The organism is uncultured Campylobacter sp., from assembly GCF_938045775.1.
Taxonomy (GTDB): Bacteria; Campylobacterota; Campylobacteria; order Campylobacterales; family Campylobacteraceae; genus Campylobacter_B.
Map to the genome: position 1 here is coordinate 1 of NZ_CALIBH010000187.1, position 26,057 is coordinate 26,057.

At 45.0% G+C, this 26,057-nt stretch carries 25 protein-coding genes, 1 other RNA gene and 2 pseudogenes; 14 read left to right on the forward strand and 14 right to left on the reverse strand.

Annotated features, from left to right (window positions below; all coding sequences use genetic code 11):
* The 5 genes and pseudogenes from Q0238_RS07220 to Q0238_RS07240 all read right to left on the reverse strand — a co-directional run.
* A pseudogene (locus Q0238_RS07220) lies at positions 1 to 236 on the reverse strand (hypothetical protein); the annotation flags it as partial.
* 389 nt (positions 237 to 625) lie between these two features.
* Positions 626 to 814, reverse strand: coding sequence for a sodium-dependent tyrosine transporter (locus Q0238_RS07225; RefSeq protein ID WP_177388229.1), 189 nt, complete (start codon positions 812 to 814; stop codon positions 626 to 628).
* A gap of 17 nt (positions 815 to 831) precedes the next feature.
* Entirely contained in the window at positions 832 to 1,623 is a 792-nt protein-coding gene (locus tag Q0238_RS07230) for a LysR family transcriptional regulator (RefSeq protein ID WP_297896768.1), read from the reverse strand.
* A gap of 9 nt (positions 1,624 to 1,632) precedes the next feature.
* Positions 1,633 to 2,415 (reverse strand): formate dehydrogenase accessory sulfurtransferase FdhD, encoded by a 783-nt coding sequence (gene fdhD, locus Q0238_RS07235; protein ID WP_297896767.1) that lies wholly within the window; start codon positions 2,413 to 2,415, stop codon positions 1,633 to 1,635.
* Positions 2,416 to 2,687: 272 nt separating this feature from the next.
* Positions 2,688 to 4,940 (reverse strand): molybdopterin-dependent oxidoreductase, encoded by a 2,253-nt coding sequence (locus Q0238_RS07240; protein ID WP_297944468.1) that lies wholly within the window; start codon positions 4,938 to 4,940, stop codon positions 2,688 to 2,690.
* 533 nt (positions 4,941 to 5,473) lie between these two features.
* Between Q0238_RS07240 and napA the strand changes: the two genes are divergently transcribed.
* The 8 genes from napA to Q0238_RS07280 all read left to right on the forward strand — a co-directional run bounded on the left by napA (position 5,474) and on the right by Q0238_RS07280 (position 13,394).
* On the forward strand, positions 5,474 to 8,257 hold the full coding sequence (napA, locus tag Q0238_RS07245) for a nitrate reductase catalytic subunit NapA (protein WP_297944473.1): 2,784 nt from the start codon (positions 5,474 to 5,476) through the stop codon (positions 8,255 to 8,257).
* 3 nt (positions 8,258 to 8,260) lie between these two features.
* Positions 8,261 to 9,019 carry a ferredoxin-type protein NapG gene (gene napG, locus Q0238_RS07250; protein WP_297944474.1) on the forward strand — a complete coding sequence of 253 codons (759 nt, stop codon included), beginning with the start codon at positions 8,261 to 8,263 and terminating at the stop codon, positions 9,017 to 9,019.
* Positions 9,016 to 9,825, forward strand: a complete 810-nt coding sequence (gene napH / locus Q0238_RS07255) for a quinol dehydrogenase ferredoxin subunit NapH (RefSeq protein WP_297944476.1) — start codon at positions 9,016 to 9,018, stop codon at positions 9,823 to 9,825. The genes napG and napH overlap by 4 nt, the downstream gene beginning before the upstream one ends.
* Positions 9,822 to 10,355, forward strand: coding sequence for a nitrate reductase cytochrome c-type subunit (locus tag Q0238_RS07260; protein WP_297944479.1), 534 nt, complete (start codon positions 9,822 to 9,824; stop codon positions 10,353 to 10,355). The genes napH and Q0238_RS07260 overlap by 4 nt, the downstream gene beginning before the upstream one ends.
* Before the next feature lie 9 nt (positions 10,356 to 10,364).
* Positions 10,365 to 11,579 (forward strand): hypothetical protein, encoded by a 1,215-nt coding sequence (locus Q0238_RS07265; RefSeq protein ID WP_297944482.1) that lies wholly within the window; start codon positions 10,365 to 10,367, stop codon positions 11,577 to 11,579.
* Positions 11,576 to 11,911, forward strand: a complete 336-nt coding sequence (locus Q0238_RS07270) for a chaperone NapD (protein WP_297944485.1) — start codon at positions 11,576 to 11,578, stop codon at positions 11,909 to 11,911. Before Q0238_RS07265 ends, Q0238_RS07270 begins: the two co-directional genes overlap by 4 nt.
* Before the next feature lie 191 nt (positions 11,912 to 12,102).
* Complete coding sequence (locus Q0238_RS07275) at positions 12,103 to 13,056, forward strand: hypothetical protein (RefSeq protein ID WP_297944488.1); 954 nt, start codon at positions 12,103 to 12,105, stop codon at positions 13,054 to 13,056.
* Positions 13,057 to 13,187: 131 nt separating this feature from the next.
* Complete coding sequence (locus tag Q0238_RS07280) at positions 13,188 to 13,394, forward strand: hypothetical protein (protein ID WP_297944490.1); 207 nt, start codon at positions 13,188 to 13,190, stop codon at positions 13,392 to 13,394.
* Between the two features lie 27 nt (positions 13,395 to 13,421).
* On the opposite strand, the gene Q0238_RS07285 is transcribed toward Q0238_RS07280, so the two are convergent.
* From Q0238_RS07285 to panB, 7 genes are all read right to left on the reverse strand, one after another.
* Complete coding sequence (locus tag Q0238_RS07285) at positions 13,422 to 14,948, reverse strand: AI-2E family transporter (protein WP_297944492.1); 1,527 nt, start codon at positions 14,946 to 14,948, stop codon at positions 13,422 to 13,424.
* 814 nt (positions 14,949 to 15,762) lie between these two features.
* Entirely contained in the window at positions 15,763 to 16,365 is a 603-nt protein-coding gene (locus tag Q0238_RS07290; RefSeq protein WP_297944495.1) for a hypothetical protein, read from the reverse strand.
* A gap of 206 nt (positions 16,366 to 16,571) precedes the next feature.
* Positions 16,572 to 17,588 (reverse strand): Holliday junction branch migration DNA helicase RuvB, encoded by a 1,017-nt coding sequence (ruvB, locus tag Q0238_RS07295; RefSeq protein WP_295099426.1) that lies wholly within the window; start codon positions 17,586 to 17,588, stop codon positions 16,572 to 16,574.
* Positions 17,589 to 18,445: 857 nt separating this feature from the next.
* Entirely contained in the window at positions 18,446 to 19,123 is a 678-nt protein-coding gene (locus Q0238_RS07300; RefSeq protein WP_297944497.1) for a hypothetical protein, read from the reverse strand.
* A 104-nt stretch (positions 19,124 to 19,227) separates the two neighbouring features.
* On the reverse strand, positions 19,228 to 19,632 hold the full coding sequence (locus Q0238_RS07305; protein ID WP_297944500.1) for a type II toxin-antitoxin system VapC family toxin: 405 nt from the start codon (positions 19,630 to 19,632) through the stop codon (positions 19,228 to 19,230).
* Positions 19,629 to 19,895: a hypothetical protein gene (locus tag Q0238_RS07310; protein ID WP_297944502.1), complete on the reverse strand. Its 267-nt coding sequence runs from the start codon at positions 19,893 to 19,895 to the stop codon at positions 19,629 to 19,631. The genes Q0238_RS07305 and Q0238_RS07310 overlap by 4 nt, the downstream gene beginning before the upstream one ends.
* A 66-nt stretch (positions 19,896 to 19,961) precedes the next feature.
* Positions 19,962 to 20,756 (reverse strand): 3-methyl-2-oxobutanoate hydroxymethyltransferase, encoded by a 795-nt coding sequence (panB, locus tag Q0238_RS07315; RefSeq protein ID WP_297944505.1) that lies wholly within the window; start codon positions 20,754 to 20,756, stop codon positions 19,962 to 19,964.
* A 98-nt stretch (positions 20,757 to 20,854) separates the two neighbouring features.
* Between panB and ssrA the strand changes: the two genes are divergently transcribed.
* From ssrA to Q0238_RS07330, 3 genes are all read left to right on the forward strand, one after another.
* Positions 20,855 to 21,216, forward strand: a transfer-messenger RNA (tmRNA) gene (gene ssrA / locus Q0238_RS07320).
* A 193-nt stretch (positions 21,217 to 21,409) separates the two neighbouring features.
* Complete coding sequence (locus tag Q0238_RS07325) at positions 21,410 to 21,646, forward strand: integrase arm-type DNA-binding domain-containing protein (protein ID WP_297944508.1); 237 nt, start codon at positions 21,410 to 21,412, stop codon at positions 21,644 to 21,646.
* 140 nt (positions 21,647 to 21,786) lie between these two features.
* The gene (locus Q0238_RS07330) at positions 21,787 to 22,668 is read left to right on the forward strand and encodes a site-specific integrase (RefSeq protein ID WP_297944511.1); all 882 of its coding nucleotides are present in this window, start codon (positions 21,787 to 21,789) and stop codon (positions 22,666 to 22,668) included.
* Between the two features lie 84 nt (positions 22,669 to 22,752).
* On the opposite strand, the gene Q0238_RS07335 is transcribed toward Q0238_RS07330, so the two are convergent.
* Positions 22,753 to 22,959 (reverse strand): transcriptional regulator, encoded by a 207-nt coding sequence (locus Q0238_RS07335; protein WP_297944514.1) that lies wholly within the window; start codon positions 22,957 to 22,959, stop codon positions 22,753 to 22,755.
* A gap of 320 nt (positions 22,960 to 23,279) precedes the next feature.
* On the opposite strand from Q0238_RS07335, the gene Q0238_RS07340 reads away from it, so the two are divergent.
* From Q0238_RS07340 to Q0238_RS07350, 3 genes and pseudogenes are all read left to right on the forward strand, one after another.
* Positions 23,280 to 23,657, forward strand: a complete 378-nt coding sequence (locus Q0238_RS07340; RefSeq protein ID WP_297944515.1) for a hypothetical protein — start codon at positions 23,280 to 23,282, stop codon at positions 23,655 to 23,657.
* Between the two features lie 260 nt (positions 23,658 to 23,917).
* Complete coding sequence (locus Q0238_RS07345) at positions 23,918 to 24,412, forward strand: hypothetical protein (RefSeq protein ID WP_297944518.1); 495 nt, start codon at positions 23,918 to 23,920, stop codon at positions 24,410 to 24,412.
* Between the two features lie 28 nt (positions 24,413 to 24,440).
* Positions 24,441 to 24,650 (forward strand): annotated as a pseudogene (locus Q0238_RS07350) (hypothetical protein); the annotation flags it as partial.
* A gap of 42 nt (positions 24,651 to 24,692) precedes the next feature.
* Here Q0238_RS07350 and Q0238_RS07355 read toward each other — a convergent pair.
* The gene (locus tag Q0238_RS07355; RefSeq protein WP_297944521.1) at positions 24,693 to 25,604 is read right to left on the reverse strand and encodes a hypothetical protein; all 912 of its coding nucleotides are present in this window, start codon (positions 25,602 to 25,604) and stop codon (positions 24,693 to 24,695) included.
* Between the last annotated feature and the right edge of the window lie 453 nt (positions 25,605 to 26,057).

Genomic DNA, 26,057 nt, shown 5'->3' on the forward strand with positions numbered 1-26,057 from the left:
ACGTTTTTCGGGTTTGAATTGTAATCTATATCCCAGTAGCGAAATGCAAAACTTTCAACCTCTTCTTGAGTTACGTATTTGCTAAGACCGGGCACTTTGGAGACATTTGTATCTGAAGTAACGGTAAAATGGGTTTGTTTGCGCTCCGTAAGACCCGATCTTTCGCCGAGCAGATACAGCGCGCATACGACCACTACGCAGACGGTATAAATAAACCGAAGTTTAAAGCTTTTCAAAATTTCCCCTTAGAATTTTGCCCGCGACTATATCCAATCAGTACTTAATAAAATATAAATACTATAGACGAAATAGGCAAAGTTAGCTGAAAAATGCGGTTAAGCCAGGTTTGAATGATGAAATCTTTCGAGTAAATTTGGCGAACGAATGTCGTCATAGACCTTATTTGCGTAGCTACATCTTCTATTTACACCTACGCTAGGCATTATATCCGAAGCTCGCTCGCCGTAAATTTACCGCAACATCTTTGCGCAAGCTCTTCTTGAAAGCACAAACCACCGAATTATCGTAGTGTTAATGAGCGGCAAGCCGCTACCGTATCACCAAAAGCGTATTTTGCGGGATTTGTTCTCAAGCTGCTCGCGCGGCTATGAAGTGCGCTTTGCGGCTATTTGCCGATAAAATTTTTCTGCAGCCACTCCATCGCTTTTTCTTCGCTTTCAAATCTGCCGCTTTTGGCGACTTGAAACTGCCCCTCATAAAAGCGAATTCTGATACCGTCTTGGACGCTATCTACCTTGATGCGCGTGATCCTGTCTTTGTTTAGATAGGTTCGTTCGTTTAGCTTTACAAACATCGTTTTCTCCTTTAAATTTAATGGTTTTTATCTGCCGCTTTACTTGCGTCTTTTTCGCCCTCTTTTTTCAAAAACAGCTCCTTAAAGCGCTCGTTTGCGTAGTTTTCTATATCGCTTTGCAGCTGCTTATATGCAGCAATCAGCTCATAGGCGCGTGCATTTAGCGTCGTACCCGCGGCATTGCCGCCGCCTTGCTTGGTACTAAAGAGCTCCTCTTGCAGATTTTTTTGTAAAATTTGCAGATGGCTCCAGCACTTTTTATAGTTCATCCCCAAAACCTCGGCGGCCTTAGAGATGGAGCCCGTTTGAGCGATCACGTCCAGCACTTCGGTTTTGCCCTTGCCAAAAATGAGCTCGCCCTGCGCATTTTCGATCCAAGTTTTCGTTTTTACCCTCATTCTTTTGCCTTTCTTCTCCTTAAAGCAGCCCAACTGACAATATTTCACGTCTATGGCGTGCTCCTTAAGCGTAGAGCGCACCGTATCGAACCCCACTCCGCCGCTAGCTACGGCGCGGGCGTCGCGGCAAAAAATCCGCCTTTTCTCATCCAAAAACGGATTTAGCTTCTGCAGAGCCTTTATGCTGCCTCCGCTACATTGCAGCTTGCCGAACTGTCCGAGTTCGCAGCGATCTATCCGTATCCCTTCGCGTGCCGCGAGATCTCCTACGACGCTCGCGTCTACGCCTAATTTGGCGGCGATCTTAAACGCCGCGCCGCAATCGAGCTTGCCGCTTGGATTTAGTAAATTTAAAATCAGCCTTTTGATCTCGCTTGCTTTTTTATCGTCTATCTTGATATCTATCTCCATGCCGCCTTCTTAACTCAAAATTCTCTCTTCGCCGCTATAGACGTTTAAATTTTCGCCGCGCGCGAAGCCGCAAAGGGTAAGATCAAATTTACGCGCGATCACGACGCCGAGGCTCGTAGGAGCCGTGCGCGAAACAAGCGCGCTAATGCCGCTCATCACGGCTTTGGCGACCATTTCGGAGCTTAGCCTGCCGCTTACCAAAAGAAGCGAGCCCTGCGTATCGCGCCCCGCCAAGACCGCCTTGCCGACGGATTTATCGATGGTATTGTGCTGGGCGATATCCTCGCCGATAAAATACTCGCCGCCCGCGGTAAAGAGCTTTGCGGTGTGCACGCAACCCGTCATCTCGTAAAGCTCGCACTGCGTGTAAAACTCGCTCATCAAATTTAAAATTTCATTCTTATGAAATTTAGCGTCCGAGCGGACTTTGCGCGCCGCCATCGCCTCTGGATCGATATTTGCGGTAGAGCTGCGCCCGCAGCCGCTGATGATAACCTTTTCGGCATCGAAGCTATTTAGCCGCTTTTCGTTTATCTCGCCGCAGACATTCACGCTAAGCCCGTCCGGCGCGAGCTCAATGCTTCTTATGCCGCTTGGATCCGAGATCAAATTTTCGCTCAGCAAATAGCCTACCGCAAGCGCCTTTAAATCACTCGGAGTCGCCATCAGCGCGCCGAAACGCTTGCCGTTTAGTAAAATTTCAAGCTTGATCTCGCGAACCAAGATATCGCTTACGTTCCTTCTTTCATCCCCTTTAAATTTAACTATCTCCGCCCTATAAATCGGCTCCATAGACCTTCCTTATTTTAATTTCGCCCGTATCGTAGTGAAATTTTGCTTAAATAGCCTTAATTCGCCGAAGTAAAGCCGCAGTACTGAAGCGGCGTGCGTAAATTTAAAGCGCTCGCAGTTTTGTATTTAAAAAATCGCGGAAAACCCACGAGCCGCTCGCACCATGCGCGCAAGCGGCCATGAAGCGCCCACAAAGATAAAATTTCATCAAATTTTGCCGCAGCCGCGATGAAATTTCATCTATATAAAGCGGGTGGAACTTGCCGCCCAAACTACTTATGAACCGGCGATAGATAAGGTTTTTCAGAGTGCATCGACATCTCGTTTTGTCTTCTGAACTCGATAAACTCACTCTCGCTAAGCTTTCTGATATTTGCAATCGTCATCTTTAGCGGCGGGATGCCAGATAGCGGATCTAGATCGCCCGCATGCACGAGCTCGTTGCCGTCGGCCTCGCTGTAATGGAAGGTCGTAAATATCGTGCCCTCTTTTAGATCCGGATTTATACGAAGCTTCGCGGCGATCTGACCGCGCTTATTTTTAACGAGCGCGTAGCAACCTTCGGTAAGCTCGCGTTCGCGTGCGATGTCAGGGCTTACCTCGATGAGCGCGCCTTCTGCGCCCGCGCCGTACTCTAGCGCGCGGCACTCTCTCGTCATCGTGCCAGTATGGTAGTGATAAACCTTACGCCCGGTCGTAAATAAGCACGGATAAATTTCATCCGGAATCTCGCTAAGCGCGCCGCTTCCCACTGGATAATCATCAGGAATTTTCATCTTGGCTCTGAAATCCGCCTCAGCTTTAGCGCGCCCCTCTTTATCATCCACGTAAAGCACCGGCACCATTCTAAATTTACCATCAGGCAGCATCGATTTATGATCTGCGTAAAGAACCGGTGTGCCCGGATGATCTTCATCAGGACATGGCCAGCTTATGCCGCCTAGCTTATCTAGCCTATAGTAGCTAATACCGCCGAAAAATTTAGGCATTAATGCACGCACTTCGTTCCAAATTTCTTCCGCACTTAAAAAATCAAACCCTTCAAGTCCCATTCTTTGTGCGATATTGCAAACAACCTTCCAATCAGGCTCTACGCCAGGAGCCGGCTCGCTTGCCTTGCGCGTGCGCTGGACGCGACGGGAAGTGTTTAAAAAGGTGCCATCCTTCTCGCCCCAGCCGGCAGCAGGTAGTACGACGTCGGCCTTCTGTGCACTCTCGGTAAAGAAAAGATCCTGCACGATAAAGCAATCCAGATGGTGCGTTGCATGCACAAAGTGTTCCGTCCAAGGATCGCTCATTACGGGATTTTCACCGTAAACGTAGAGTAGCTTCAGCTCGCCGCTATCCATCTTATCGGGAGCAATCGTAAGCTTAAAGCCTGGAGTCGGATTTAGCTCGAAGTGCCATACTCTGCGCGCTTGCTCCTGAGCATAAGCGGAATTTACCGCACCTGCCGGAATGACGTTAGGCAGCGCGCCCATATCGCATGCACCCTGGACGTTGTTTTGACCGCGCAAAGGATTTACGCCCGCGCCTCGTTTGCCTAAATTCCCCGTCAAAATAGCTAAATTTGAAAGCGAAAAGACGTTTGAGGTGCCGTCGCTAAACTGTGTGATACCCATCGTGTAGCAGATCGCCGCTGCGCCTGCTTTAGCATACATTCTAGCAGCTTCAATTACGAGCTCTTTTTTCACGCCGGTCTCGCGCTCGAAGCGCTCAGGCGTAAAGTCCTTAACCGCTTCTTTTAGATACTCGTAGCCGTGAGCGTAGTTTTTGATAAACTCGTCATCTTGCAAATTTTCAGCAATGATAACATTCATAATGGTATTTAGCGTCTTAATGTTCGCGCCCGGCGGGATCTGCAGATAGATGTCTGCTTTTTTCGCCATATCGGTGCGTTTCGGATCTACTACGATCATCTTAGCGCCGCGCTGCAAGCCTCGCTGCATCTGCATAGCGATGATCGGGTGACACTCGCTCGTGTTGGTGCCTATGAGCAAAAATACGTCCGTATCGGTAGCGAATTCGACCAAATCGTTCGTCATCGTTCCGTTTCCTAGCGTGTTGGCAAGACCTGCCACTGTAGGAGCGTGTCAAAGACGGGCGCAGTGATCGACGTTATTGCTGCCCTGAGCACGGAAAAATTTCTGAAAAACGTAGTTGTCTTCGTTATTTGAGCGTGCCGAGCTAAAGCCCATTATTGAGCTTGGGCCATATTTAGCGACGGTCTCTTTAAATTTAGACGCTACAAAATCGTAAGCCTCTTCAAAGCTTACCTCCTCAAGCTTGCCGCTTCTATCAAATACTCCGTTTTTCTTACGGATCATAGGTTTGGCAAGGCGTTTTGGAGAGTTTACAAACTCCCAGCCGAACATCCCTTTTAAGCATAGCTCGCCGTCATTTACGTGGTGGGCCTGTGTAGGGCGCGCGTTTACGATCCTGCCGTCTTTTACGATAAGATCGATACCACAGCCGGTGCCGCAGTAAGGACAAGTCGTTTTGACAATCTTTTCTCTGGATTGCATAATATTCCTTTCAAGAATTTTGGTTTGCACGGCTATTATACTTTCTAGATTATAAAAGAATTTTTAAATTAGTGAATTTTTTTAAGCAAAATTTAAGCAATATGCAAATATCGCATATTAAATTGAATAGTTAAATTTTACGCTTTCGCTTCGACGACGACGGTATTTGCGCGTAAAATTTATCGCTTATCGCAAAAGACGCTTTTTAAGCTAACTTTTATAATTTTAATAGAATTTTGAAATTATATTACGCTCCGTTTTATTTCAAAGCACAATTAAATTTTTATGAAATTTTAATGCTAATTTATCGGTATAATATATTAATTTAATTAAATGAAAATCTATATTAAAATTTATCAAAAACTCGCTATCCTGATAAAATTTAAGCCACTAAATTTAAAATTTATAAAATTATTATCTTATATCTGAAATCTATGTAGAAAAAACCTTGATTTTAATCTAGACTAAGCTGTTTTTTTATGCTATTATTCAAAATCTTAGTAGAAATTAATTCTGAACGAAAGGTTAATCTCATGGATAGACGAGACTTTATAAAAAGCTCTGCAGCAGCGGCTGCCTGTAGCGTTGCGGGCATCAGCTTGCCTAGCAGTCTTAGTGCTGCGGAAGAAGCCGAAAAAGGCTGGCGCTGGGACAAGGCGGCCTGTCGCTTCTGCGGCACCGGCTGTGGCATCATGGTAGCTACCAAAGACGGCAAGATCGTAGCGGTCAAAGGCGATCCGTTAGCGCCCGTAAATCGCGGTCTAAACTGCATCAAAGGCTATTTCAACGCCAAGATCATGTACGGCGCTGATCGCATTACCAAGCCTCTTTTGCGCGTAAATTCCAAGGGCGAATTTGATAAAAAGGGAAAATTTATCGAGATCAGCTGGCAACGAGCGTTCGACGAAATGGAGAAGCATTTTAGGCGAGCCTATAACGAAGGTGGTCCCGAGGGCTTTGCCGTACTTGGTAGCGGTCAATACACGATCCCGGAAGGTTACGCCGCAGCAAAGCTAGTAAAGGCGGGCTTTCGCTCCAATAATCTCGATCCTAATGCTCGCCAGTGCATGGCCAGCGCCGTCGTAGGTTTTATGCAAACCTTCGGTATCGACGAGCCTGCGGGTGTTTTCGACGATATCGAGCTAACCGATACCATCATCGCTTGGGGCGCGAATATGGCTGAGATGCACCCTATCCTTTGGTCTCGCGTCTCCGACCACAAGCTTCGCAACCCGGACCGCGTAAAAGTTATAAATCTCTCGACCTACTCTAGCCGCACTTCAAACATCGCCGATATCGAAATTATATTCCGTCCGAATACCGATTTAGCGATATGGAACTACATAGCAAGAGAGATCGTCTACAACCACCCGGATATGATAGATGAGAAATTTATTAAAGAGCACTGCGTATTCGCTACCGGTCCAGTAGATATCGGCTACGGCTTGCGAGAAGATATAAATCATAAAAAATACCGCAAGACCGAGCTTGACACAGCAGCTAAGCAAAAATCCAAAATTTTAAGCAAATCCGAGGGCGTTACGTTAGCATATCTGGGTATGAAAGAGGGCGACGTACTCGAAAACAAACACTCTGACAAATCGGATGCTCACTGGCTCATAAGCTTCGAAGAATTTAAAAAAGCGCTGGAGCCTTACACGATAGATTTCGTAGCGCCTTTAGCTAAGGGTGACGAAGGTGAGGATTTAGAGGCGTTTAAGACCAAGCTAAAGCAGCTGGCAGATTATTACATCGAAAAGGACCGCAAAGTAGTAAGCTTTTGGACGATGGGCTTTAATCAGCACTCAAGAGGAACCTGGGTCAATGAGCAAAGTTACATGGTACATTTCCTTCTTGGCAAGCAAGCCAAACCTGGCTGCGGAGCGTTTTCGCTTACCGGTCAGCCTAGCGCTTGCGGCACAGCTAGAGAGGTGGGCACGTTTTCTCACCGCCTACCTGCTGATATGGTCGTGGCAAATCCGGCTCACAGAAAGGTTTCCGAAAAAATTTGGAAGCTTCCGGAAGGCACGATAAATCCAAAACCGGGTGCGCACTACGTGCAGGCTCTGCGTAATCTCGAAGACGGCAAAATAAAATGGATATGGGTACAGGTCAACAACCCGTGGCAGCAGATCGCCAACGCAAACCACTGGATAGCCGCAGCGCGCGAGATGGATAACTTCATCGTAGTAAGCGAGCCATATCCGGGACTAAGCGCGAAGGTAGCCGATCTGATCCTGCCAACCGCGATGATCTACGAAAAATGGGGCGCATACGGCAATGCCGAGCGCAGAACGCAGTGGTGGAGACAGCAGGTCCTTCCTGTGGGCGACGCGATGAGCGATACGTGGCAGATGCTAGAGTTTTCCAAGCGCTTCAAACTCAAGGATTTCTGGGGCGAGACAAAGGTAAATGATAAACTTACGCTTCCAAACGTATTAGATAAAATTTCGGAATTCGGCTATACGCCAGAGACTACACTATTTGAAGTGCTCTTTGCAAACAAAGACGCTCAGGCTTTCGCGGCAAAAGATCCGATTATGGCAAGCTTCGATAACTCCGAAGTAAACGGCGACTCACGCGGCGTAATCGGCAGCGACGGCAAAGAATTTAAAGGATATGGCTTTTTCATCCAAAAATATCTTTGGGAGGAGTACCGAAAATTCGGCACCGGTCACGGACACGACCTAGCCGATTTCGACACCTATCACCGAGTGCGCGGTCTTAGATGGCCGGTTGTAGACGGCAAAGAGACGCTTTGGCGCTTTAACGCCCAATACGATCCTTATGCCAAAAAAGCGGCTCCGGATAGCGACTTTGCCTTCTACGGTAATGCAAAGGCGGCGCTTCCTAGCGGAGATCTGAAATCCGCTACTTCAGGTGAAGAGAAAACAAGCCTTGCCAATAAAGCTAAAATTTTCTTCCGTCCATATATGGATCCTGTAGAAGTGCCAAGCGAGGAGTATCCTTTCTGGCTATGTACGGGTCGCGTGCTAGAGCACTGGCATACGGGCACTATGACTATGCGCGTACCGGAGCTTTATCGCGCCGTACCGGAAGCAAGATGCTATATGAACGAAGCCGACGGCTCCAAAATCGGCGTGCAACAAAACGAAATCGTCTGGATTGAGTCGCGCCGCGGCAAGGTAAAAGCGCGCGTGGACTTCCACGGACGTAACATTCCGCCGAAGGGGCTTATTTTCGTGCCGTTTTTTGACGAGAAGGTTTATATCAACCGCGTCACGCTCGATCATACCTGTCCGCTTTCAAAAGAGACCGACTACAAAAAATGCGCGGTTAAAATTTACAAGGCGTAAATTATGGATAGGCGTGAGGTCTTGGGTATTCTTTCTTTAGCTGCGGGCGTAGGCGTTTTGGGGCTCGGAGTCGCAAACTCCGGCGAGCACGCTAGACTCCGCCCGCCCGGAACTATAAGCGAGAAAGAATTTCTTAGCAAATGCCTAAGGTGCGGACTTTGTGTCGAGGCGTGCCCCTTTGATACGCTTAAGCTTGCGAGCTTTTGCGATCATGCTATTGCAAACGGCACGCCGTTTTTTATCCCGCGCGAAATTCCGTGCTATATGTGCGACGATATACCTTGCCTCGCGGCCTGTCCTAGCGACGCACTAGATAAAAGCCTGGTAAGCGAAGACTCCAAGCTTAACGTGCGTCTATCCAAAATGGGCGTTGCGGTCATAGATACCGAGCATTGCATCGCTTACGCCGGTATCCAATGCGACGCGTGCGTGCGAAGCTGCCCCGTAATGGATAAGGCGCTTAGGATCGATTACCGCCACAACAACCGCACCGAAAAGCACGCCCTACTCGTGCCCGTCGTAGATAGCGACTACTGCACGGGTTGCGGTAAGTGCGAGCATGCCTGCGTCACAAAAAAGGCGGTTATCAGCGTCGTGGAGCGCGAGCGCGTCATAGGAATTTCCAGCGATAACTACGTCAAAGGCTGGATCAAGGGCGACGACGCGAAACTCAAGGACGCAGACACCAAAATCAAGCTCGATCCGCAAAAGAGCAAGGACTACTTAAACGAGGACGATCTAATGGAAGGGGCTAGACAATGAAATATACTATTTTAAGGCGTTTGAGCCAAATTTCTATTCTAGTCCTTTTTATTTTAGGAAATAATTTCGCCTTCAAAGCCGCGAGCGAAAACGGAATTTTATCAGGAATTCTAAAGGGCAATCTAAGCTCGTCGAAACTTTTCGGCACGATTAATCTAAGCGATCCGTTTGCGACGGCGCAGATGCTGCTAGCTAGCTTTTCTTTAGGCGCTACGGCGGTTATCGGAGCGGTTATCGTAGGCGCATTTTATGCGCTTATAGCGCCGCGAGTATATTGCTCATGGGTTTGCCCGATAAATTTACTGACCGATCTTGCCGCGTGGCTTCGTAAAAGACTTGGCATAACGACTAGACTCGTTAACGTAAACCGCAAGGCTCGCTACGTCCTAGCGGTGCTAGCTTTAGTTTGCAGCGGAGCTTTCGGCTTTGCGGCATTTGAGAGCGTAAGCTTTATCTCGCTTTTCGCGCGCGCCGTCATAGCGCTGAGTGCCAGTGCATTTGCAATCGCGCTACTGATCGTAGTTTTTGAAATTTTCGCGGGCGATCGCACTATCTGCTCGCGGCTATGCCCGCTCGGCGGATTTTGGGCTGCGCTTAGCTATTTTAGCGTCATTCGCGTTCGCCACGAGGTTGATAAATGCACGATGTGCGGCAAATGCAAAATGGTTTGCCCCGAAGTGCAGGTACTTAAGATGGTCGGGCGCGAAAACGGGCGCGTTAGCAGCGAGTGTATCAGCTGCGGACGCTGCATCGACGTATGCGACGACGATGCGTTAAATTTTAGTATATTAGGAGTGAAAAAATGAAAAAAATGGTTTTAGGCTTGGCTCTTGTATGCTGTGCGGCGCTATTTGCCGCGGATAAGACGGCATCTATAGACGCCGACAGCTTGGGCTTTATAAAAAGCGTAGACGAATCGGCGCAAAATAAAAACTCTCTGCCCGATTTCAAATATAGCGAGGACGCTCCGGGCGCCGCTTCAAAGATCGAGCGCAGCTTTGAAAACGCTCCGCCGCTCATACCGCACAGCCTAGAGGGGCTCGTGCCGATCACAAAGGATAACAATATGTGCGTAACCTGCCATATGCCCGATGTCGCTAAGGATGTAGGCTCTACGCCGATTCCAAAAAGCCACTTGGTGGACTTTCGCACAGGCGCGGATCTAAACGGCACGCTAGCCGAGCAGAGATTCAACTGCACTCAATGCCACGTACCGCAAGCCCAAACCAATCCGCTAGTTAAAAATAATTTTAAGGCTGATTTTAGCAGGTTTAGCGACGCAAATTCCACTTCTAATCTCATAGATACGCTAAATCAAGGCGCCGAGGTTGAGTAAGGAGCCGCGATGAAATTTTTACCACCGCTGCTACTTTGCGCCTGCTTCATCTATGCCGGCAACGGCGTTGCAATACCTAGTGGCGCTGTGGGCATAGATGCGCCTGCAAAGATCAAACACGCTAGCTTCATACTAGAGCTTGACGCAAATGTCGCGGTGCTAAAAAATCTAGACGGCGAAATTTACGCAGGGCTTGACAACGGAAAGCTCTATAAAATCACCATTAACTCCGCGGAGAATTCCGCGCCAAATTCTGTCACTGGACAAAATTTCGCAGATCGAAATTCCGCGGCAAACGCAAGCATAAATTCCGATGCTGCGCAGAATTTCAATGCTAAAGCAAGCGTAAATTCCACGGGAAATTCCACCGCAAATTCCGCTGCCGTAAATTCTTTAGCAAATTCAACCGCAGCAAATTCTACGAAGCAAAATTCTGCTGAAAATTCTACGGCATTAAATTCCGCCTCGAGCGCAATATCCAAAACGCTAATTTTCGCCCTGCCCTCGTCCAAAAATTACCTAGATGAGCCGATGGGCGCTACCATATTCGACGTCGATAAATTAGGCGAGCGATACGCATTTTTATATAACGGCGACGCATTTGAAAAGATGCTGGGCGTGTTTGTAGGCGGCAAGATTACGCACTACAAGCTACCGATGACGGGGATCAAAAACGTCTATTTCTACGACGAAAACACCGTGATTTTGCTAGGTCTTGGTAGCGAAATTTTATACTTCGACCTGTCTAGCGGCAAGGTAAGCTTTGAGCAAAAACTCACCATCGCGTCTTTGGGTGGTAGCGCTTACGACCGCGCCGGCGGAACGCTACTAATCTCGTGCGAAGGCGGCATCGTATTTTATTTCGACGCGAAAGCGAAAAAACTTATGAGCCAAAAGTCCCTGCACAAGGACGGAATCTACTCCGTGGCACTACTTGGCGATCGCATGATGAGCGGCTCAAACGACAAAGAAAGATCGTGCTACTACGAAAACGGCGATTTCGCTAAATTTTATAACGCCCATTTTGCAGTTTTTGCCGTGGCGCTAAGCCCCGAGCTGGGCGCTTTTACCGTTGGTAACGGCGTGCGCGTAATTGATAAAGCAGGCGAGATCGTTCGCAGCATCGAGCTAGGTAACGATATCATCAACTATCTGCTTTTCGCAGGAGAGTATCTCGTGGGCTCTGGGTACAATAGATATATCTACTTTTGGGAGTTAAAATGAATATTTCAAGCGTCGTAATCTATCTAGGCGCAGATACCGACGTAGCGGAGTTTCGCAAGGAGCTGCAAAGCATCGGCGGCTGCGAGTTCGTAGCATGCGAGGACGGCAAGGCGGTCGCCACGATTAGCGCGGAGAGCTTCGAGGACGAGATCACTGCATTTCGCGCGATAGAAGCCATAGAGGACGTAAGCGAAGCGATGATGATCTACTCATACTCCGATCTGGACGCAGATATCGCCGCAGCAAACTCCGACAACGGCGAGCAGATAATGCGCGAGCTGGACGAAAAAGACCCGAGCCAGATCAAATACGGCGGCAAGGTGCGGGTCTAAATCGCCGCCGCAAATTTTAAAATTTTACCGCCAAATGTAAATTTTAAAATTTCAAATTTAACTATATAATTTTAACCGCGCAAACAAGCTTGGAATTTTTTACAGCAAGTCGTTTGCTGCAAGCGCTGCGGATTATGGGCTCGTTAAGCTTGCATTGGATAATATAGCGCAATCTGCCCGAAGGAGTAAGCTTGCGCCTGAAATACCTTTGTATCATAGTTTTTCTAATTTGGGTTTGCATATTTATCGCCTTGCTGCCCACGTATAGAATTTCAGCTATCTTAGAAGCGCTTGATTTTAGCGATAAAAACCTGACGCAAAGAGAGTTTGTAGAGCTAAATTTAAAAGATTACCTAAAAAAGCTTCACTATTTAGATAATTATCCGCAAATAGATTTCGGCAAGATGGCGGATATTCACTTAGACAAAAACGGCTATGAGAGAGTAAGATTTTCATGGTGCAACGGCGATAAATATCCAGACGATAGATGCGAATTTTGGAAGCTGGATAAAAGGCTAAATTTTGATTATCTAATGGATCTGGGCTCTAAAATTTGCAAAGACGGCAAACCCATAAAAAATGCCGAAGAGATTATAGAAAACGACGAGGTTTTAAAACTACGGCTATTTTATCCTTGGGAGCAAAAGCATTTGATTGACGAAGGTGGAAATTTTATAGAGAATTTTATATATATGAGGTTTGGAGATGGCGCCAACCACTCATTCGACCTATTTACTGATTTTGTATTTATAAGTAAAAATGACATACAATTACCAATTATGCACGAAACAAAAACTAAAAAATTTGACATAATTACTCCAGAAAACAGATGTTATAGGTGGCTTTTAAACTCTATATTTAGGGATGTAGTTTATCAACAAAAAAAGAGCATATACCCGTTTTGCTATAACTATAAAAAGATAATTGATGAAAATATGGATTGCGATAGAGAATATATATTTTCTTTCATTTCAATATACGACAAGGGGAACAATCTCGATTATGAAACGATATTTTATAATAAAAATTTATACTATGATAAACATGAGACGGACATACTTTTCAATCAATACCAAAATTTAAATAATCAAAAGAGCAAGATAAATTTTAACTCACAAGGAGAAGGCGACGAAAGTGGGTATTGAGTTGCTGGGCATTGCTTGCTAGAGCTGAAGTTAAAATTCTTTCTTTTATTATCGACTACTTTAAATTTAAACTCTAATCCATAAAATTTCGCCACGCCGCGCGGTGTAGCTTAAAAATACTGCGCCGCCGCATGACGCGACTCAAAATAACCTCGCCGATACTCGCGATCTTTGCTCTAAAATTCGTCAAAGAGCGCGAGCAGCAGCTGAAATTAAAATTTGCCTTTAAATTTGAAGCCTTTAAGCCCGCGCAAAAGCGCGAGCGGGCAAAAAGCCGCAAGGGCGCAAGAGCTGCAAGGGCGCGCTGGGCATTGCGCTTTACGGGCGACATTTTCTAAATTTAAAAGCGCCGAGCGACGTAAGCCCTACTCGAATTCTATCTTTTTTAGATAGTCGTATAAATTTAGCACCGCGATAAATAGCGTTAAAATCGCGGGCCCCAAGATCACGCCCCAGAACCCAAACGTGCTGATGCCCGAAAGCATCGAGAAGAAGATCAGCATCTCGTTGATGTTTGCGGGGTTTTCGACCAGGCGCGAGTTGATAAATTTGATCACGAGCGGCTTTACGAAGCTGTCTGCGAGCGTTGAGATCAATATCACGCAATACGCCATTATCACGATCGCGCCCGAGGTGCTGCCCTGGGCTAGCACATATAGCGCTGTGGGCACGTAGATGAGCGCGCCGCCGACTGCAGGGATGAGCGAGCAGAAGGCGAAAAGCACCCCCATCAGCAGCGCGTCAAAGCCGAAGATCCCCGCGATGATCGAAAACAAAAAGCCCTGCAATACGGCGTTGAAGATGGTCGAGTAAAACACGACGCTCATCGTATTTGCCGTCTCGGAAAAGATATAATCGATCTGCGCGGGCTCGACGGGTAGAATTTTTTTAAAAAAGCGCTTGAAGCTCTCGCCGTAGAGGTATGCAAAAAAGCAAAACACAATGATAAGCACCATATCGACGATAAATTTTGCGCTGGATTTCCCGACGACCGAGAGGTATGAGATGATCTGCTTCGCCAGACCCGCGACGTCTAGGTTTGCCAAAAATGAGCGAAACTGCGTATTAAATTTTTCAAAAGGCCCAGGCAGCTTGATGTCTAGGCTCTGAACGTAGCTAAGCGCGTCGTTTAGGCGCGCCATATCGAAGCTCGCGGCATTTTTGGCGATCTCGATCACGGCGTAGATAAAAGGCACGAAAAAAAGCGCGCAGAGTAAAAACAGGCTAAGCACCGAGGCTAGCGTTCGCCTGCCGCGGCACAGCTTCGTTACTTTAGCGTGCAGACCCGAGGTCGCCACCGCCATCAGTACGCCGATTGCGATCACCATCAAAAACGGCGAAAATAGATAGATCACGCAGCAAAACATCAGCAAGGTTGCGCCGATAAAAAATATCTTGTTCGTTTTCGCGCGCCCGTTAGCCTTGGCAAGACCTGCTTTCACACCCACAGCAGCTCCCGAAGCGGCAGCAGCGCCTAGCGCGGAAGCATTAGCAGATGAGACTTTGTCGGTTTCGGTACGGTTTTTGCTTTGATTTTCGGCGGAGGTTTTAGTCCTACCTTCCGCGGCATCTAGCACAGCCGAAGCCGCTTTATCGGCAGCGGTATTTGCTTTAACGGCTTTAACCCCGCTTTCAACACCGACATTGGCTCCACTTCCGCTTTGATTTTTGGCACCGATTTCGGCTCTATTTTCAGCAGCGGTTTCGGCTTTGTTTTTGATGGTCGCTTTGGCTTCGGCAGCGGCTTCGATTTTACCTTCAGCGTTATTTACGGTCTGATTTTCGGTGAAATTTTGCGCCTCGCCTTTGGCGTTATTCTCGGCGTTGTTTTGAGCTATCTTTTCAGCCAAGTTTTTATTGCGGCTTGCGGCGTTGTCTTTTGGCGTCGGCAAATTTTATCCTTTTGAAATTTGATGACGTATTTTATAAATTTTTTTATCAGATTTCGATTAAATTTTGAAATTTCATAGAATTTACGAGCGGCATTCCTGCGCATACGGCGCGCTATACGACATGTACACGGATCGTACCTAATTTATTAAAATAGCGCATAGCTCGAACATACGTCAAAACTATATGTGTGCTCCTATGCCGTATTTGAACCTTGCGCACACCACGGCAAGACGCCGTCTTACGCCGAGCTTTTGGCGGAGCTAGGCCTATCTCGCGTGGTAATCGGCGCGCGCGATACGAATGCGCAGGCTGCGTGCGGCTAAATTTGATGAAATTAGCGCTTTGGTGGGCAGTGCTGATATGTTGACGCCAGACTCTTGTGCCGCGCCGCAAAATCTAAAGCCGCGCTCGCCCGATGTGTGGATATACTCGCGCTGCAACTTTTACAATAAGCCCAATGACAACTTTATGCGGAAAAGAAAAATGTATAGCGAATGCGTCTGCTAGAAGCGAAGTAAAAATCGATACAATAAACGAGAGTGAAGTAAAAGCTAAGCGGGTGACAGGCTATTTTTTAGAAAATCAATGTACCTTAATAATCGCAAACAACAATCCACGTAGGATAAAAGAATACGAATTTATAAAATAATGAGCACAACGGATGCGCGGATAGACTAAATTTTGACTTTCAATGGAGAGTGAGAATAATAGCCCGCCCCTATAGGCATATGAAAGCAGAACTTCGCTCCAGCTTGCGCTGCAGCCGCATTAGCGAGACCATGTGAAAGCCCATCTCTAATAATGCCCAATCCGTTACTCATCTTTTACTCCTTCTTCTGGATTGTTTTTAATCAAATTTCTATCTGAAAAATTTATAAAAAATATCAATAAAAGTAGAAAAACTACCCCTTTTAAAAAGAATTTAAACTGTGCGGTCATCAAATATGGTCTTAATAATCTATGATCGAAATTATATTTCTTATATATTTTTCCATCTTTATCTTCAAGCTGTAAAATTTCATTATTACCTAATATATCCGGGCTTGGCTCGCCGTAAATTTTGATTTTTTGCCCTTTTAGCTTTTCATAAATATCGCTATCACTTTTGCTTATTTCATAAACTTTTTTCTTGCCGTTTTCTAGTTCTATATGTATTCGTCCGCCGCTTCCGCGAAAATTATAATAAACGTTTCTTAAAATTCCGGTATCTATCTCAAGCTCATTCAATTGTTTGGGCGCCGTATCCGTTCTATAAATAGTAAAAAGCGTTCCGCACAGGACAAAAAGCAAACCATAACAGCCTATGCTAGCCACCTGTGCCGGCGGATGCGAAACTCCCCTGATAAAAACGCGTCTGTAAAATACATCGTAAAAATAATATAAGAGCCTTTTTATATATTTTGTTATGAATTTCATAAAATTTCCCTTCATATTCTTTTGGATGTTTTATTGAGCGATAATAAATTTGCTCTAAATTTACAAAATCTCCCGCTTTAAATTTTAAATCTAAAGAAACTTTAAAACCAAGCAAAATTCAAAGATCAAATATACGAAATCGCCACGGCAGGGTTTCCACCTGCGTAGCTTGACTTAGCGCCGTGAAGTATAAAATTTCATTCGCCCTACTCCTCAAACAGATTTCTCTCCGCAGTCTTTAGCACGCGACCGAGCGCCTCGCGCGCCTTATCGGTTGCGATGCGACCCTTGGCAGTCTTTTCGATGTAGCCGTTGGCGAGCAGATAGGGCTCGATGACGTCCTCGATCGTGCCCTCATCCTCGCTAAGCGCCGCCGCGATCGTGCTAAGCCCCAAGGCACGGCGCTTGGCGTCAAATAAAATTTCCAAATATTTTATATCCATCTCGTCAAAGCCCTGCTCGTCCACGCCCAGCGCCTCGAGCCCTTCGCGCGCGCGATCGTGCGAGATAGCGCCCTCGTCGCGCACCTCGGCAAAATCGCGTATGCGGCGCAGCAGCCGTAACGCAATACGCGGAGTACCGCGAGAGCGGCGCGCGATCTCGGCGCTGGCGTCGGCTGCACTCTCCTTTCCGAGTTTAACAGAAGCGATCTGCACTATCCGCGCAAGCTCGGCGTGCGTGTAAAACTGCAAGCGAAACTGCATGCCGAAGCGATCCCGCAGCGGCGCCGAGATCATGCCCGCTCGCGTCGTGGCGCCGATGAGCGTGAAGTGCGGAATGTCGATCTTGATAGTCTGCGCGGCGGGACCCGAGCCGATGATGATGTCGAGGCGGAAGTCCTCCATCGCCGAATATAGCACCTCCTCGATCGCGGGGCTTAGGCGGTGGATCTCGTCGATGAAAAGCACGTCGCCGCTTTGCAGGTTTGTTAGAATCGCCGCCAGATCGCCCGCCTTTTCGATCATCGGCGCGGCGGTGACCTTGATGGCGGCGCCCATCTGAGCGGCGATGATATGCGCCAGCGTGGTTTTGCCTAGCCCCGGCGGCCCGTAGAAAAGCACGTGATCAAGCACGTCGGCGCGCTTTTTCGCCGCGGCGATCGCGATAGCGAGGTTTGATTTGATCTTCTCCTGCCCCACGTAATCCTCGAAGCTCGACGGGCGCAGCGAGCTCTCCACGCTCTCATCGAGCTGCATCTTTTCGATCTCTACAATTCTGTCCATAATCTCTCTTTAATCGTTTTTAAAATTTTAGCAAGTGTAGCGAAAAATGGCTAAATTTTGACAATTTTAAAGGGACGGATCTTTGCGGGCGGAATAAAATTTGCCGCGCGGAATTTTATGGTACGCGCTTAGGACTGGGGTTAAAAAGCAGGGCACCCGTCGCGAAAGACTGCGAAATTTTAGCGCGACGTTTTAAGGCTACGCTCATGCCGCTACGCCCGCTATGCCTTAATGCTGAATTTTAGTGTGGCGGCTCCCAAACAGCGCGCGGGTCGCTAACTGCGCCAAATTTTACGGCGCGGAATTTAGTATGTAGAATTTAAGGCTTTAGGCGTTCGCGAGCGACGATTGCGGAGCAAGCGGCGCGAAATTTGAGCGCGTAGAATTTAGAAGCAAAATTTAGCCGTTTGAAAAATACGTGCAGAATTTTACGACGTGAAATTTGGCGCCTGGAATTTTGCGATATTAAATTCGGCGCCTGGAATTTTGCAGCGAAATTTTACCTCATAGAATTTTAATGCGGATTTTGTTTTTGCGGCAGCGAGGGTTAAAATCTGCGCTTCAAGCTTCGCGGTACGCAGCTAGCCAGAATTCCATCTCGTATAGTCAGTTAAAATTTCGCAAGAAATTCTGCGTAGAATTTTATGCAGAATTCTGCCTTACGCGCTTGCGTGGCTAGGTAAAATTTCGCGCGAAATTTCGTTTTTCAAGACGACTTAGAATTTAGCGTGAATTTTAAAATTTGCCGCTAAGCTCAACGCAGGCTCGTGCGATTAAATTTAGCCGCGCAATCTCGCGCCGCCTTATCGATCGCACCCCAAATTAAGACGCTAAATTTTTCCTGCGCGAGCCTAGTTCTATAAATCATGCTCTTCGATCAAAACGCTCTTATTATCGTCGTCGCCATCGCAGAACGCTCTATATGAGCCGGACGTTGTGCTTTCGAATAAAAATACTACGCCGTCGTTTTGAAATTTTTTCGAGCAGCCCTTGGCGTGCAGCTTGGCGAGCTTCGGGCTATCCGGGGCATAAAACTGATAGCTATCGGTGAAGTGCTCCACGTATCGGTAGGTGATCTCCGCCCAAGGCACCCCGCTATCGCCGCTTCTATTTAGCACGATGGTTCTAGCGTTTATCGCCGCGAGCTTTGATTTTAGCTCTGCAAACGTCTTTTTGTCCCAGCCGATGAGCTTTAACCCCTCGCCGATACCCGGCGCATTACCCCCGAAAATGGAATTTGAATAAAATTTCGTCTTATTGCCGTCCAAATCGATCCAAATATACTCATCGCCGTAGGTGCTCTGGATCGTAACGCGCAAATTTTTAGGGAAGTTGCGACCTGCAAAAGCTAACAGGTCTAGAAATTTATCACGATTTTGCTCGTAATTTTGCATTAACGGGGCTTTATCCAGCTCCATATCATCTTTATCAAAGAAAGAATTAAACGCAAAAAATACCGCCAAAATCGGCAGTACCTTTACGCAAAAGAGCAAGCCCAGAACTACGGCTATGAAGGTTTTTAAAGCTTTAGCCAAATTTTCTCCTTAAATTTTATAAGCCGCTTAGGCCTGACGATTAATTTGCGGCGAGAGCAAAATTTAAACGCCCGCCGTGCAGCGTAAATTTTAAAATTTCAAATTTACATCCAATTTTCTATTTTAAGCCCGCTTATATTTTTGAAATCTTTTTCGTTATTCGTAACGAGCGTGCAGCCGCGCGATAGGACATTCGCAGCGATCAACATATCCATGTCGCCTATTTTGCGATTGACAGCCGTTAGTTCGCGGCGCACTACACCATATACCTGAGCATCGCGCATGCCAAATGGTAAAATGTTAAAATTTGAGATAAACTCGTCTATTAGCCATAAATTTAACTCTTTGCGCTTTGAATTTTCCGCACCAAATCTCAGCTCGGCAACGGTAATAAGCGAGATAAAAATATCCGATCTTTGGTGTTTTGTCAGACGATCAAGTATTTTAGGAGCGTATTTTTCGTCATTATTTATCAAATATATACAAATATTCGTATCTAAAACGATCATTTATCAAATCCAAACTCGCGCTCGCTCGGGATCTGCTTGCCGCGCTTAATCTCCGCATTTTTAAATTTTGCCAGCGTCGCAAGCAATCCATCCCACTCGCCGCTACGTTTGGGGATGCTAAGCGTTATTTCGGTATCGCTAAGCTCTTTTATCGCAAGCTCCTTAACGCCCTCCAAATTTAGATATTTCGGGATACGAAGCGCTAAGGAGTTGCCGCTTTTAAATACTTTTAAAGTTTTGTCGTTAGCTGCTTTGACTTTCATCTATGCTCCTTTTATTTATTGATTTTAGGATATAAATTTTTAAAATTCCGACCTAAAATCCCGTTACTACTTGTATTCAAACTCCTCGCTCGGGAAGCCCCCCTCCTTGACTTCGCGCGCGTATTCGCGCACCGCGCCTTTTACCAACTCGGCGCCGTCTAAATAGCGCTTAACGAATTTCGGCCGAAACTCCGTGAAAAACCCGCACATATCGCTCCACACGAGCACCTGTCCGTCCACGCCCGCGCCAGCGCCGATGCCGATAACCGGCACGTCGGTGCTGAGCGCTACTTGATTTGCAACCGAGCAGATCGTGCCCTCCACCAGCAGCAGCACCGCGCCCGCCTCGACAAGCGCTCTAGCGTCGTTTAAGACCTCGCGCGCACCCTCTTCTCCGCGTCCGCTTACCTTGTAGCCGCCCGTAAAGCGCGAAAACTGCGGCTTTAGTCCGATGTGGCTCATCACGGCGATACCGTTTCGATTAAGCAGCGCCACGGTATCCGCCATATGCGCGCCACCTTCGATCTTAACGGCGTCGCAGCCGGTACTCTCATAGACTTTGGCACAGTTTTGCAGTGCGAGCTCCGGCGTCGCGCACGAGCAAAACGGCATATCCACTACCATATACGCTCGCTTAAGCCCCCGTCTTACGGCGCGCGCGTGATAGATCATCTGCTCTACGCTTGCACCCAGGGTCTCGGAGTGCCCGCCAAAGCTCATATTTAGACTGTCGCCTACGAGTACCATATCGACTTCGTCGTCGAAAATTTTAGCAAAAAGCGCGTCATAGGCGGTGATCATCACGATCTTCTCGCCGGATTTTTTCATCTCGTATAATTTAGAAAGCGTGATTTTTGACATTTTGACTCCTTGGTTTGGTTAAAATTTGAACGCAATTCTAGCATAAGCCGAATTTGACATTTATAAAATTTTAAAGTAAAATGCGCGCGCATTCTTTCGGGGGTGACTTGGCTTCGACGGGAACGGATGGGTCAAGGCGGCATGTCGCTTTGGATACAGCGTATAAAATCCAAACTAAATTTAAACGCAAACAACGTTAAATTTGCTCCTGCTTACGCTAAAGCTGCGTAAGTCCAGTCGAGCCCTGCTCTGCGCCGATACTATCTAAGCGCGGCGGCGGGTAATCTGCGATAGCGTAGCTCTGCGGCGTGACGAGCCGTAGGGTGAAATCCTAGTCTTTGCGCCGGCGGGTCGTTTTGGAAAGTGAGCGAGCCTGCGCGAGAACTTCACTTTTGCTAAACATGTAGAGGCTTTGGTCGTTTGTTTTCGGACTGCGGTTCAATCCCGCACACCTCCACCAATTAAGCTATTTTTAAGTTTTAATCACTTCTTTTTACTTCTCTTCAATTCCCGTATATAGGTGCTTATCTTATATTTTTATTATTTTCATTTCCTTTTATTTTTGTTTGTAGTATAATTACTTCTGAAAAAATAAGGGACTAATTCAGGGACTCTTTCCCCATTAAGGGACTTTCCCATTTTAGGAGGGTATTATGGCAAATATATCGAAGGCGCATCTTTCCGATAAGGATATTAAAAACCTTAAGGCAAAGGATAAAAGATACAAAGTAGCCGTCGGATCGCCAAAAGAGCTTTATCTTTTCGTCCATCCTAGCGGCACAAAAACCTTTTTCTTGCGTTTAGCAGGCGATAAGATAGTCAGTCTAAAGGAATTCCGCCCGGGTATCTACTCCGTAGCAGAAGCAGCAAGGAAGCCAACGCTCTTTTAGCTCAACTAGCACAAGGTAAGGAGCTAGACGTAATCTTAGGCAAGTCGGATAAGTATAAATTTAAAAGCCTATTTGATAAGCTTATAGAACAGAAACGTAGAGGAGAAAATGAGGAAAGCACTATAGCCAAAATCATTAGAATGGTTTCTACTTATATCCTACCCAAATTCGGCGATAGAGACGTTAAAACTATAAAAAGAAGTGAGCTTTTAGAAGTTTTTAATGCAATTTTTAATCCGAATAATAAAAAAAGCAGATTAGAGACCATTCATCGTTTGATAAATTATTGTGGTGCAGTTTTCGATATAGCCATAAATGATGAACATATCGGACGCAATCCTTGCGCTATGTTACACAAAGAATTTCCTACCTCCCATAAACATAATAAAAACCATGAGATCAATACCGAATACCCCGCCTTAACGGAAGAAATGGATATAAAGGAATTCCTTGACGATCTAAAAATGGATGATAAGTTAGAGCTGGCTACTAAGCGAGCCATATATCTGCAAATCCTTTGCGTCAATCGTCCTGGCAATACAGCAAGCGCTAAGTGGGATGATATAGACTTAGAAAAAGGAATTTGGACTATAAGGGCGGTCGAAATGAAGTCTAGGACCCCTCATCAAATACCTCTAAGCTCATATGCCAAAAAGATTTTAAAAGAGCAGCAGCTATTTAGCAAAAGTGATGAATTCGTCTTTCCATCCACCAACGCAGCAGGTCATCTGCATAGAGACAGCATAGGCAAGGCTATAAGAAATTTAGGCGGTAAGGGTAAGTATAAGGATAGAGCTACTTCTCACGGCTTTAGAGCCACCTTCCGTACCATTTGCTCTACGCATAAGGCGGAGCTATACAGCTTGGGCGTAACAGAAGAAGCCATAGAAAGCGCTTTGGCGCATGTTGAGCCTAACGAAGTGAAAAGATCATACGAGCGTAAAAAGGCTACCATAGAGCAGATCGCAACGCTTATGCAATGGTATGGGGATTATTTAAATTCTATAACGCCGCTATTTTGATATCAATCTCCGCGTTGGAATAAGACCCACTCTACTCCATCTCGAATCATTCAAATATGCGGGCTGCGCCTGAAATAAACAAAATCATTTTAGGCGTAAGCCGGCATTCCCTTCCGCAAGGTCTTGAAGCTCGTCTAAATTCTTTTGCACCTGCTTTAACAGCTCGTCAAATTTAAACCCAAGCATTACGATACGATAAAGCTCGGGTTTATTCTTACGCCAATTATAAAGCGTTTTTGTATCGATTTTTAAAATTCCCGCTATATCTCTTTGTGATAAGTTATGTCTCATTTTTTACCTTTTAAATGGGAATTTTCAAGAAAATTTACTATCTATTCAACAAAGGAATAATTCCCGACTTTTAACTTTTACAAAGGAATTGTTTCTTTGTTTTAAGTTAAGTCATACGTGATTAATATTCCAAGAAATTTTTCAAAGGAGTGCATATGAGTTATGCAGATAGTAATCTTTAAAAATGGTGGGAGAATAGTCAAAATGACGAAAAAAGTCGACGATATATGCTTATTAAGATACTTATGGATTAGTCTTTTTATCCACGAGAATTTTAGAAAAAGTGGCTGCTAGCCAGTCTAATCAAGAAAGGGAAAATCATGGAACAACTAAGAAAATACTATGTTTTAGCCGTTGCGGCTCTTAACTTTGCAATATGCGCTATCGCATTTTTTATATGGACGAGGATTGTGGTGATGGCACAAGTTGATGATAAATGTATTTTTGTCCTCATATCCGCGTTCGTCTCATTTATTATGTGTTCTATATACGCAACAATAGCTAACAAAAAAGGCGTAATTCCAGAAAAAAAGAGAAATTCTTTAAGCATTATAACAATGCTACTTAGTATTATAATGGTCATACTGGCGTCCTCGCAGTTGATGCTCTATCGCAAGCATCAGAAAGAACGAAAAAACTTTATGTTCCGAAGATATTTTCAAATTATGCAGTTTACAATGTCAGCGAAGAAAGAATAAAAGATAAGGTGTATATTTTAAAACAAGAATATCGAAAAGAACACGAGGATTTTTTTAAATAATAAAAAGATAGTTGATTTTAAGAGACGCGCATTAAGCCTTGTCGCAAAATTTAGCCGCAGAGCTTAACGATCTTCTAAAATCTTTCACAAAATTTGAAATATATGTTTGGCAAACATTTGATTAAAAACAAAACTCAAAAATCGAATATTTTCAAACATTTTTTTAAACAAACTAAATTAAGAAATAAAGGATATAAAATGAAACTTTCAACCATAGTCTTAGCTACAACAGTAGCTTTAACATTCTCCGGCTGCGTTATAGACGACGCATTAAATAGCGTAACAGGAACAATTGATTCAATTACTGCACCAAGTGGAACAAATAATACATCAAATAAAACTAATATTCCTACAAAAAATTTTAATTCCGTATCAGAATTAGAAAAATTTTGCGCCAATGCTCCAGAAAAAACTCAATATATAGTTACAAAAATACCAAATCTTGTATGGGATGAATATGCAACTTATGCACAAAGAGAATTAACTGTAACAGGAACAAAAAAGAAAATTACTTTAAAAGCAAAAACTTTCTTCTCCGCAACTAGCAGACCGTTATTCAAACCTGATCTTATAGAAATTAAAAATGGAAGAATAAACTCAAGATACAATGTAACATTTTTAGAACCCTTAATTATAGAAAAAGCTGACAACACTTCAACAGACTGCACTATTGAATATCATAGGGCAAATTAACAATAAAAACCAAAAGGACGCGCGCAAAATGATTATCTCAATTCTAAATAAAAAAGGCGGAGTAGGCAAAACTCCCTTCGCCTTTAGCATAGCAAAGGATCTATCGCTTTATCTACAAAGCAATGATACAAGCTGCATAGAGCAAATCTATCCAAATTATGCAGTCATTACTGATACGCCAAAACGAATAGATAACTGCGTATATGATTTCGGCGGTTTTAAAAGTGCCGGCGTATTAGTATCCCGGTAGGAGCGCATACAGTTGCGCTCCGTTCGGGGGCTAATCTCTTCCAAAGCCTTTTTTAGGCGTTATAATACGTGTTGTTTGATTGCCTTGCGATTGCGTAGGCCGAGTAGGCGTAGGCGGTGTAAGTTTAATTTCAGCGCCTAAAATTTTTATACCTGATTTTTCTATTACTTCATATGTTTTGTCATCAATATCCGTTACCTTGATTGTTTTGCCGCGGTATTCTATGGAATACGTATCAGAAGTGTCCTGCGATTCGGCTTTTTCAGCTTTCGTTGTCTTAGTGGATTCTTTAGCCTTTTCTTCTTCGATTTTCCTAGCTTCTCTTTCCCAGGCTTCATCGCAAGCTCTTTTCCAAGCCTCTTCCTTTGCTTTGCGTATTTCTGCTTCTTTTCTCTCGAAATCAGCTTCCCAAGCTTCTTTTTCAAGTTTTTGTTGTCTTAAAAATTCTTCCCACTCTTTATCTCTTTGTTCTTTAGCTTTGTTTTCTTTTGCAATACTCCTTTCTAATTCCTCTCGGCGAATGATGTTTGAAAAATCCCGTTTAGTTTCGTATTGAAGCTTTCCGCCATAATACACCTTTTTGCCATCTTTCATCTTAGGCGTCTTTGTCTTTGTTACGCAATAGTCGAATTTATCACCTTCTTGCAGATTATATTTTGCCTGTAGTTCTCGTATATCTTTAGAGTTCAAGGTATGTGTAGATTTATCTTTGGCTAATACTATCATCTCTCCTTCATTCGTATAGCCTAGGAATGTGAGTCCCCTTTTTAGCTCGTCGGTAAGTTTTGATTTGGGTTGTTGATACTCTACTGCTATACCTTTTTCCTGAAGCTTTTTTACAATGAGATCGTTAAATTCTTTGCTTTGATCCTTTAAACCTTTTTTGAATGGCGTATGCAAGCTACTTCCGTCGTATCCGTGATAAGCGATGGTTATATGCACGTGTAATCCACCGTTGCATTTGGCTCCTGCGCACGGGCGCTTATCCTAAATTTTAATTATTCCGGCCCCTTTCATTTTTATTTTATATATAATCTTTTTCGATTTAAATGTTACGATAAGAAAGTCCGTGTAAATTTAAATCTTTCTAATACTTGATTAGTGTTATTGATAAGATTAGCGGTATAATAAATTACAAATTTTAAACGAGTCGGCAAATTTTACAATTTAAAGAGTTTGATGCATCTTGTTAAACGACTTCATTAATTTTAGACTATTGATTTGGGAGAAAATTGGTAGAAAAAATCCTTTGATTAGACTGGAGGGGATTTTTCTTATTCTACAATGAAGGCAATAGCAAAATTTTTAAGCCATGATATAAGATATAAATATAAAGTTTATTGGTTGCAGAGGGTGGATTTGAACCACCGACCTTCGGGTTATGAGCCCGACGAG

Coding starts and splice junctions, on each gene's coding strand:
- Q0238_RS07225 (WP_177388229.1), bottom strand. CDS start 814: ATGTTTGTAAAGCTAAACGAACGAACCTATCTAAACAAAGACAGGATC.
- Q0238_RS07230 (WP_297896768.1), bottom strand. CDS start 1,623: ATGGAGATAGATATCAAGATAGACGATAAAAAAGCAAGCGAGATCAAA.
- fdhD (WP_297896767.1), bottom strand. CDS start 2,415: ATGGAGCCGATTTATAGGGCGGAGATAGTTAAATTTAAAGGGGATGAA.
- napA (WP_297944473.1), top strand. CDS start 5,474: ATGGATAGACGAGACTTTATAAAAAGCTCTGCAGCAGCGGCTGCCTGT.
- napG (WP_297944474.1), top strand. CDS start 8,261: ATGGATAGGCGTGAGGTCTTGGGTATTCTTTCTTTAGCTGCGGGCGTA.
- napH (WP_297944476.1), top strand. CDS start 9,016: ATGAAATATACTATTTTAAGGCGTTTGAGCCAAATTTCTATTCTAGTC.
- Q0238_RS07260 (WP_297944479.1), top strand. CDS start 9,822: ATGAAAAAAATGGTTTTAGGCTTGGCTCTTGTATGCTGTGCGGCGCTA.
- Q0238_RS07265 (WP_297944482.1), top strand. CDS start 10,365: ATGAAATTTTTACCACCGCTGCTACTTTGCGCCTGCTTCATCTATGCC.
- Q0238_RS07270 (WP_297944485.1), top strand. CDS start 11,576: ATGAATATTTCAAGCGTCGTAATCTATCTAGGCGCAGATACCGACGTA.
- Q0238_RS07280 (WP_297944490.1), top strand. CDS start 13,188: ATGACGCGACTCAAAATAACCTCGCCGATACTCGCGATCTTTGCTCTA.
- Q0238_RS07290 (WP_297944495.1), bottom strand. CDS start 16,365: ATGAAATTCATAACAAAATATATAAAAAGGCTCTTATATTATTTTTAC.
- ruvB (WP_295099426.1), bottom strand. CDS start 17,588: ATGGACAGAATTGTAGAGATCGAAAAGATGCAGCTCGATGAGAGCGTG.
- Q0238_RS07305 (WP_297944500.1), bottom strand. CDS start 19,632: ATGATCGTTTTAGATACGAATATTTGTATATATTTGATAAATAATGAC.
- Q0238_RS07310 (WP_297944502.1), bottom strand. CDS start 19,895: ATGAAAGTCAAAGCAGCTAACGACAAAACTTTAAAAGTATTTAAAAGC.
- panB (WP_297944505.1), bottom strand. CDS start 20,756: ATGTCAAAAATCACGCTTTCTAAATTATACGAGATGAAAAAATCCGGC.
- Q0238_RS07325 (WP_297944508.1), top strand. CDS start 21,410: ATGGCAAATATATCGAAGGCGCATCTTTCCGATAAGGATATTAAAAAC.
- Q0238_RS07330 (WP_297944511.1), top strand. CDS start 21,787: ATGGTTTCTACTTATATCCTACCCAAATTCGGCGATAGAGACGTTAAA.
- Q0238_RS07335 (WP_297944514.1), bottom strand. CDS start 22,959: ATGAGACATAACTTATCACAAAGAGATATAGCGGGAATTTTAAAAATC.
- Q0238_RS07340 (WP_297944515.1), top strand. CDS start 23,280: ATGGAACAACTAAGAAAATACTATGTTTTAGCCGTTGCGGCTCTTAAC.
- Q0238_RS07345 (WP_297944518.1), top strand. CDS start 23,918: ATGAAACTTTCAACCATAGTCTTAGCTACAACAGTAGCTTTAACATTC.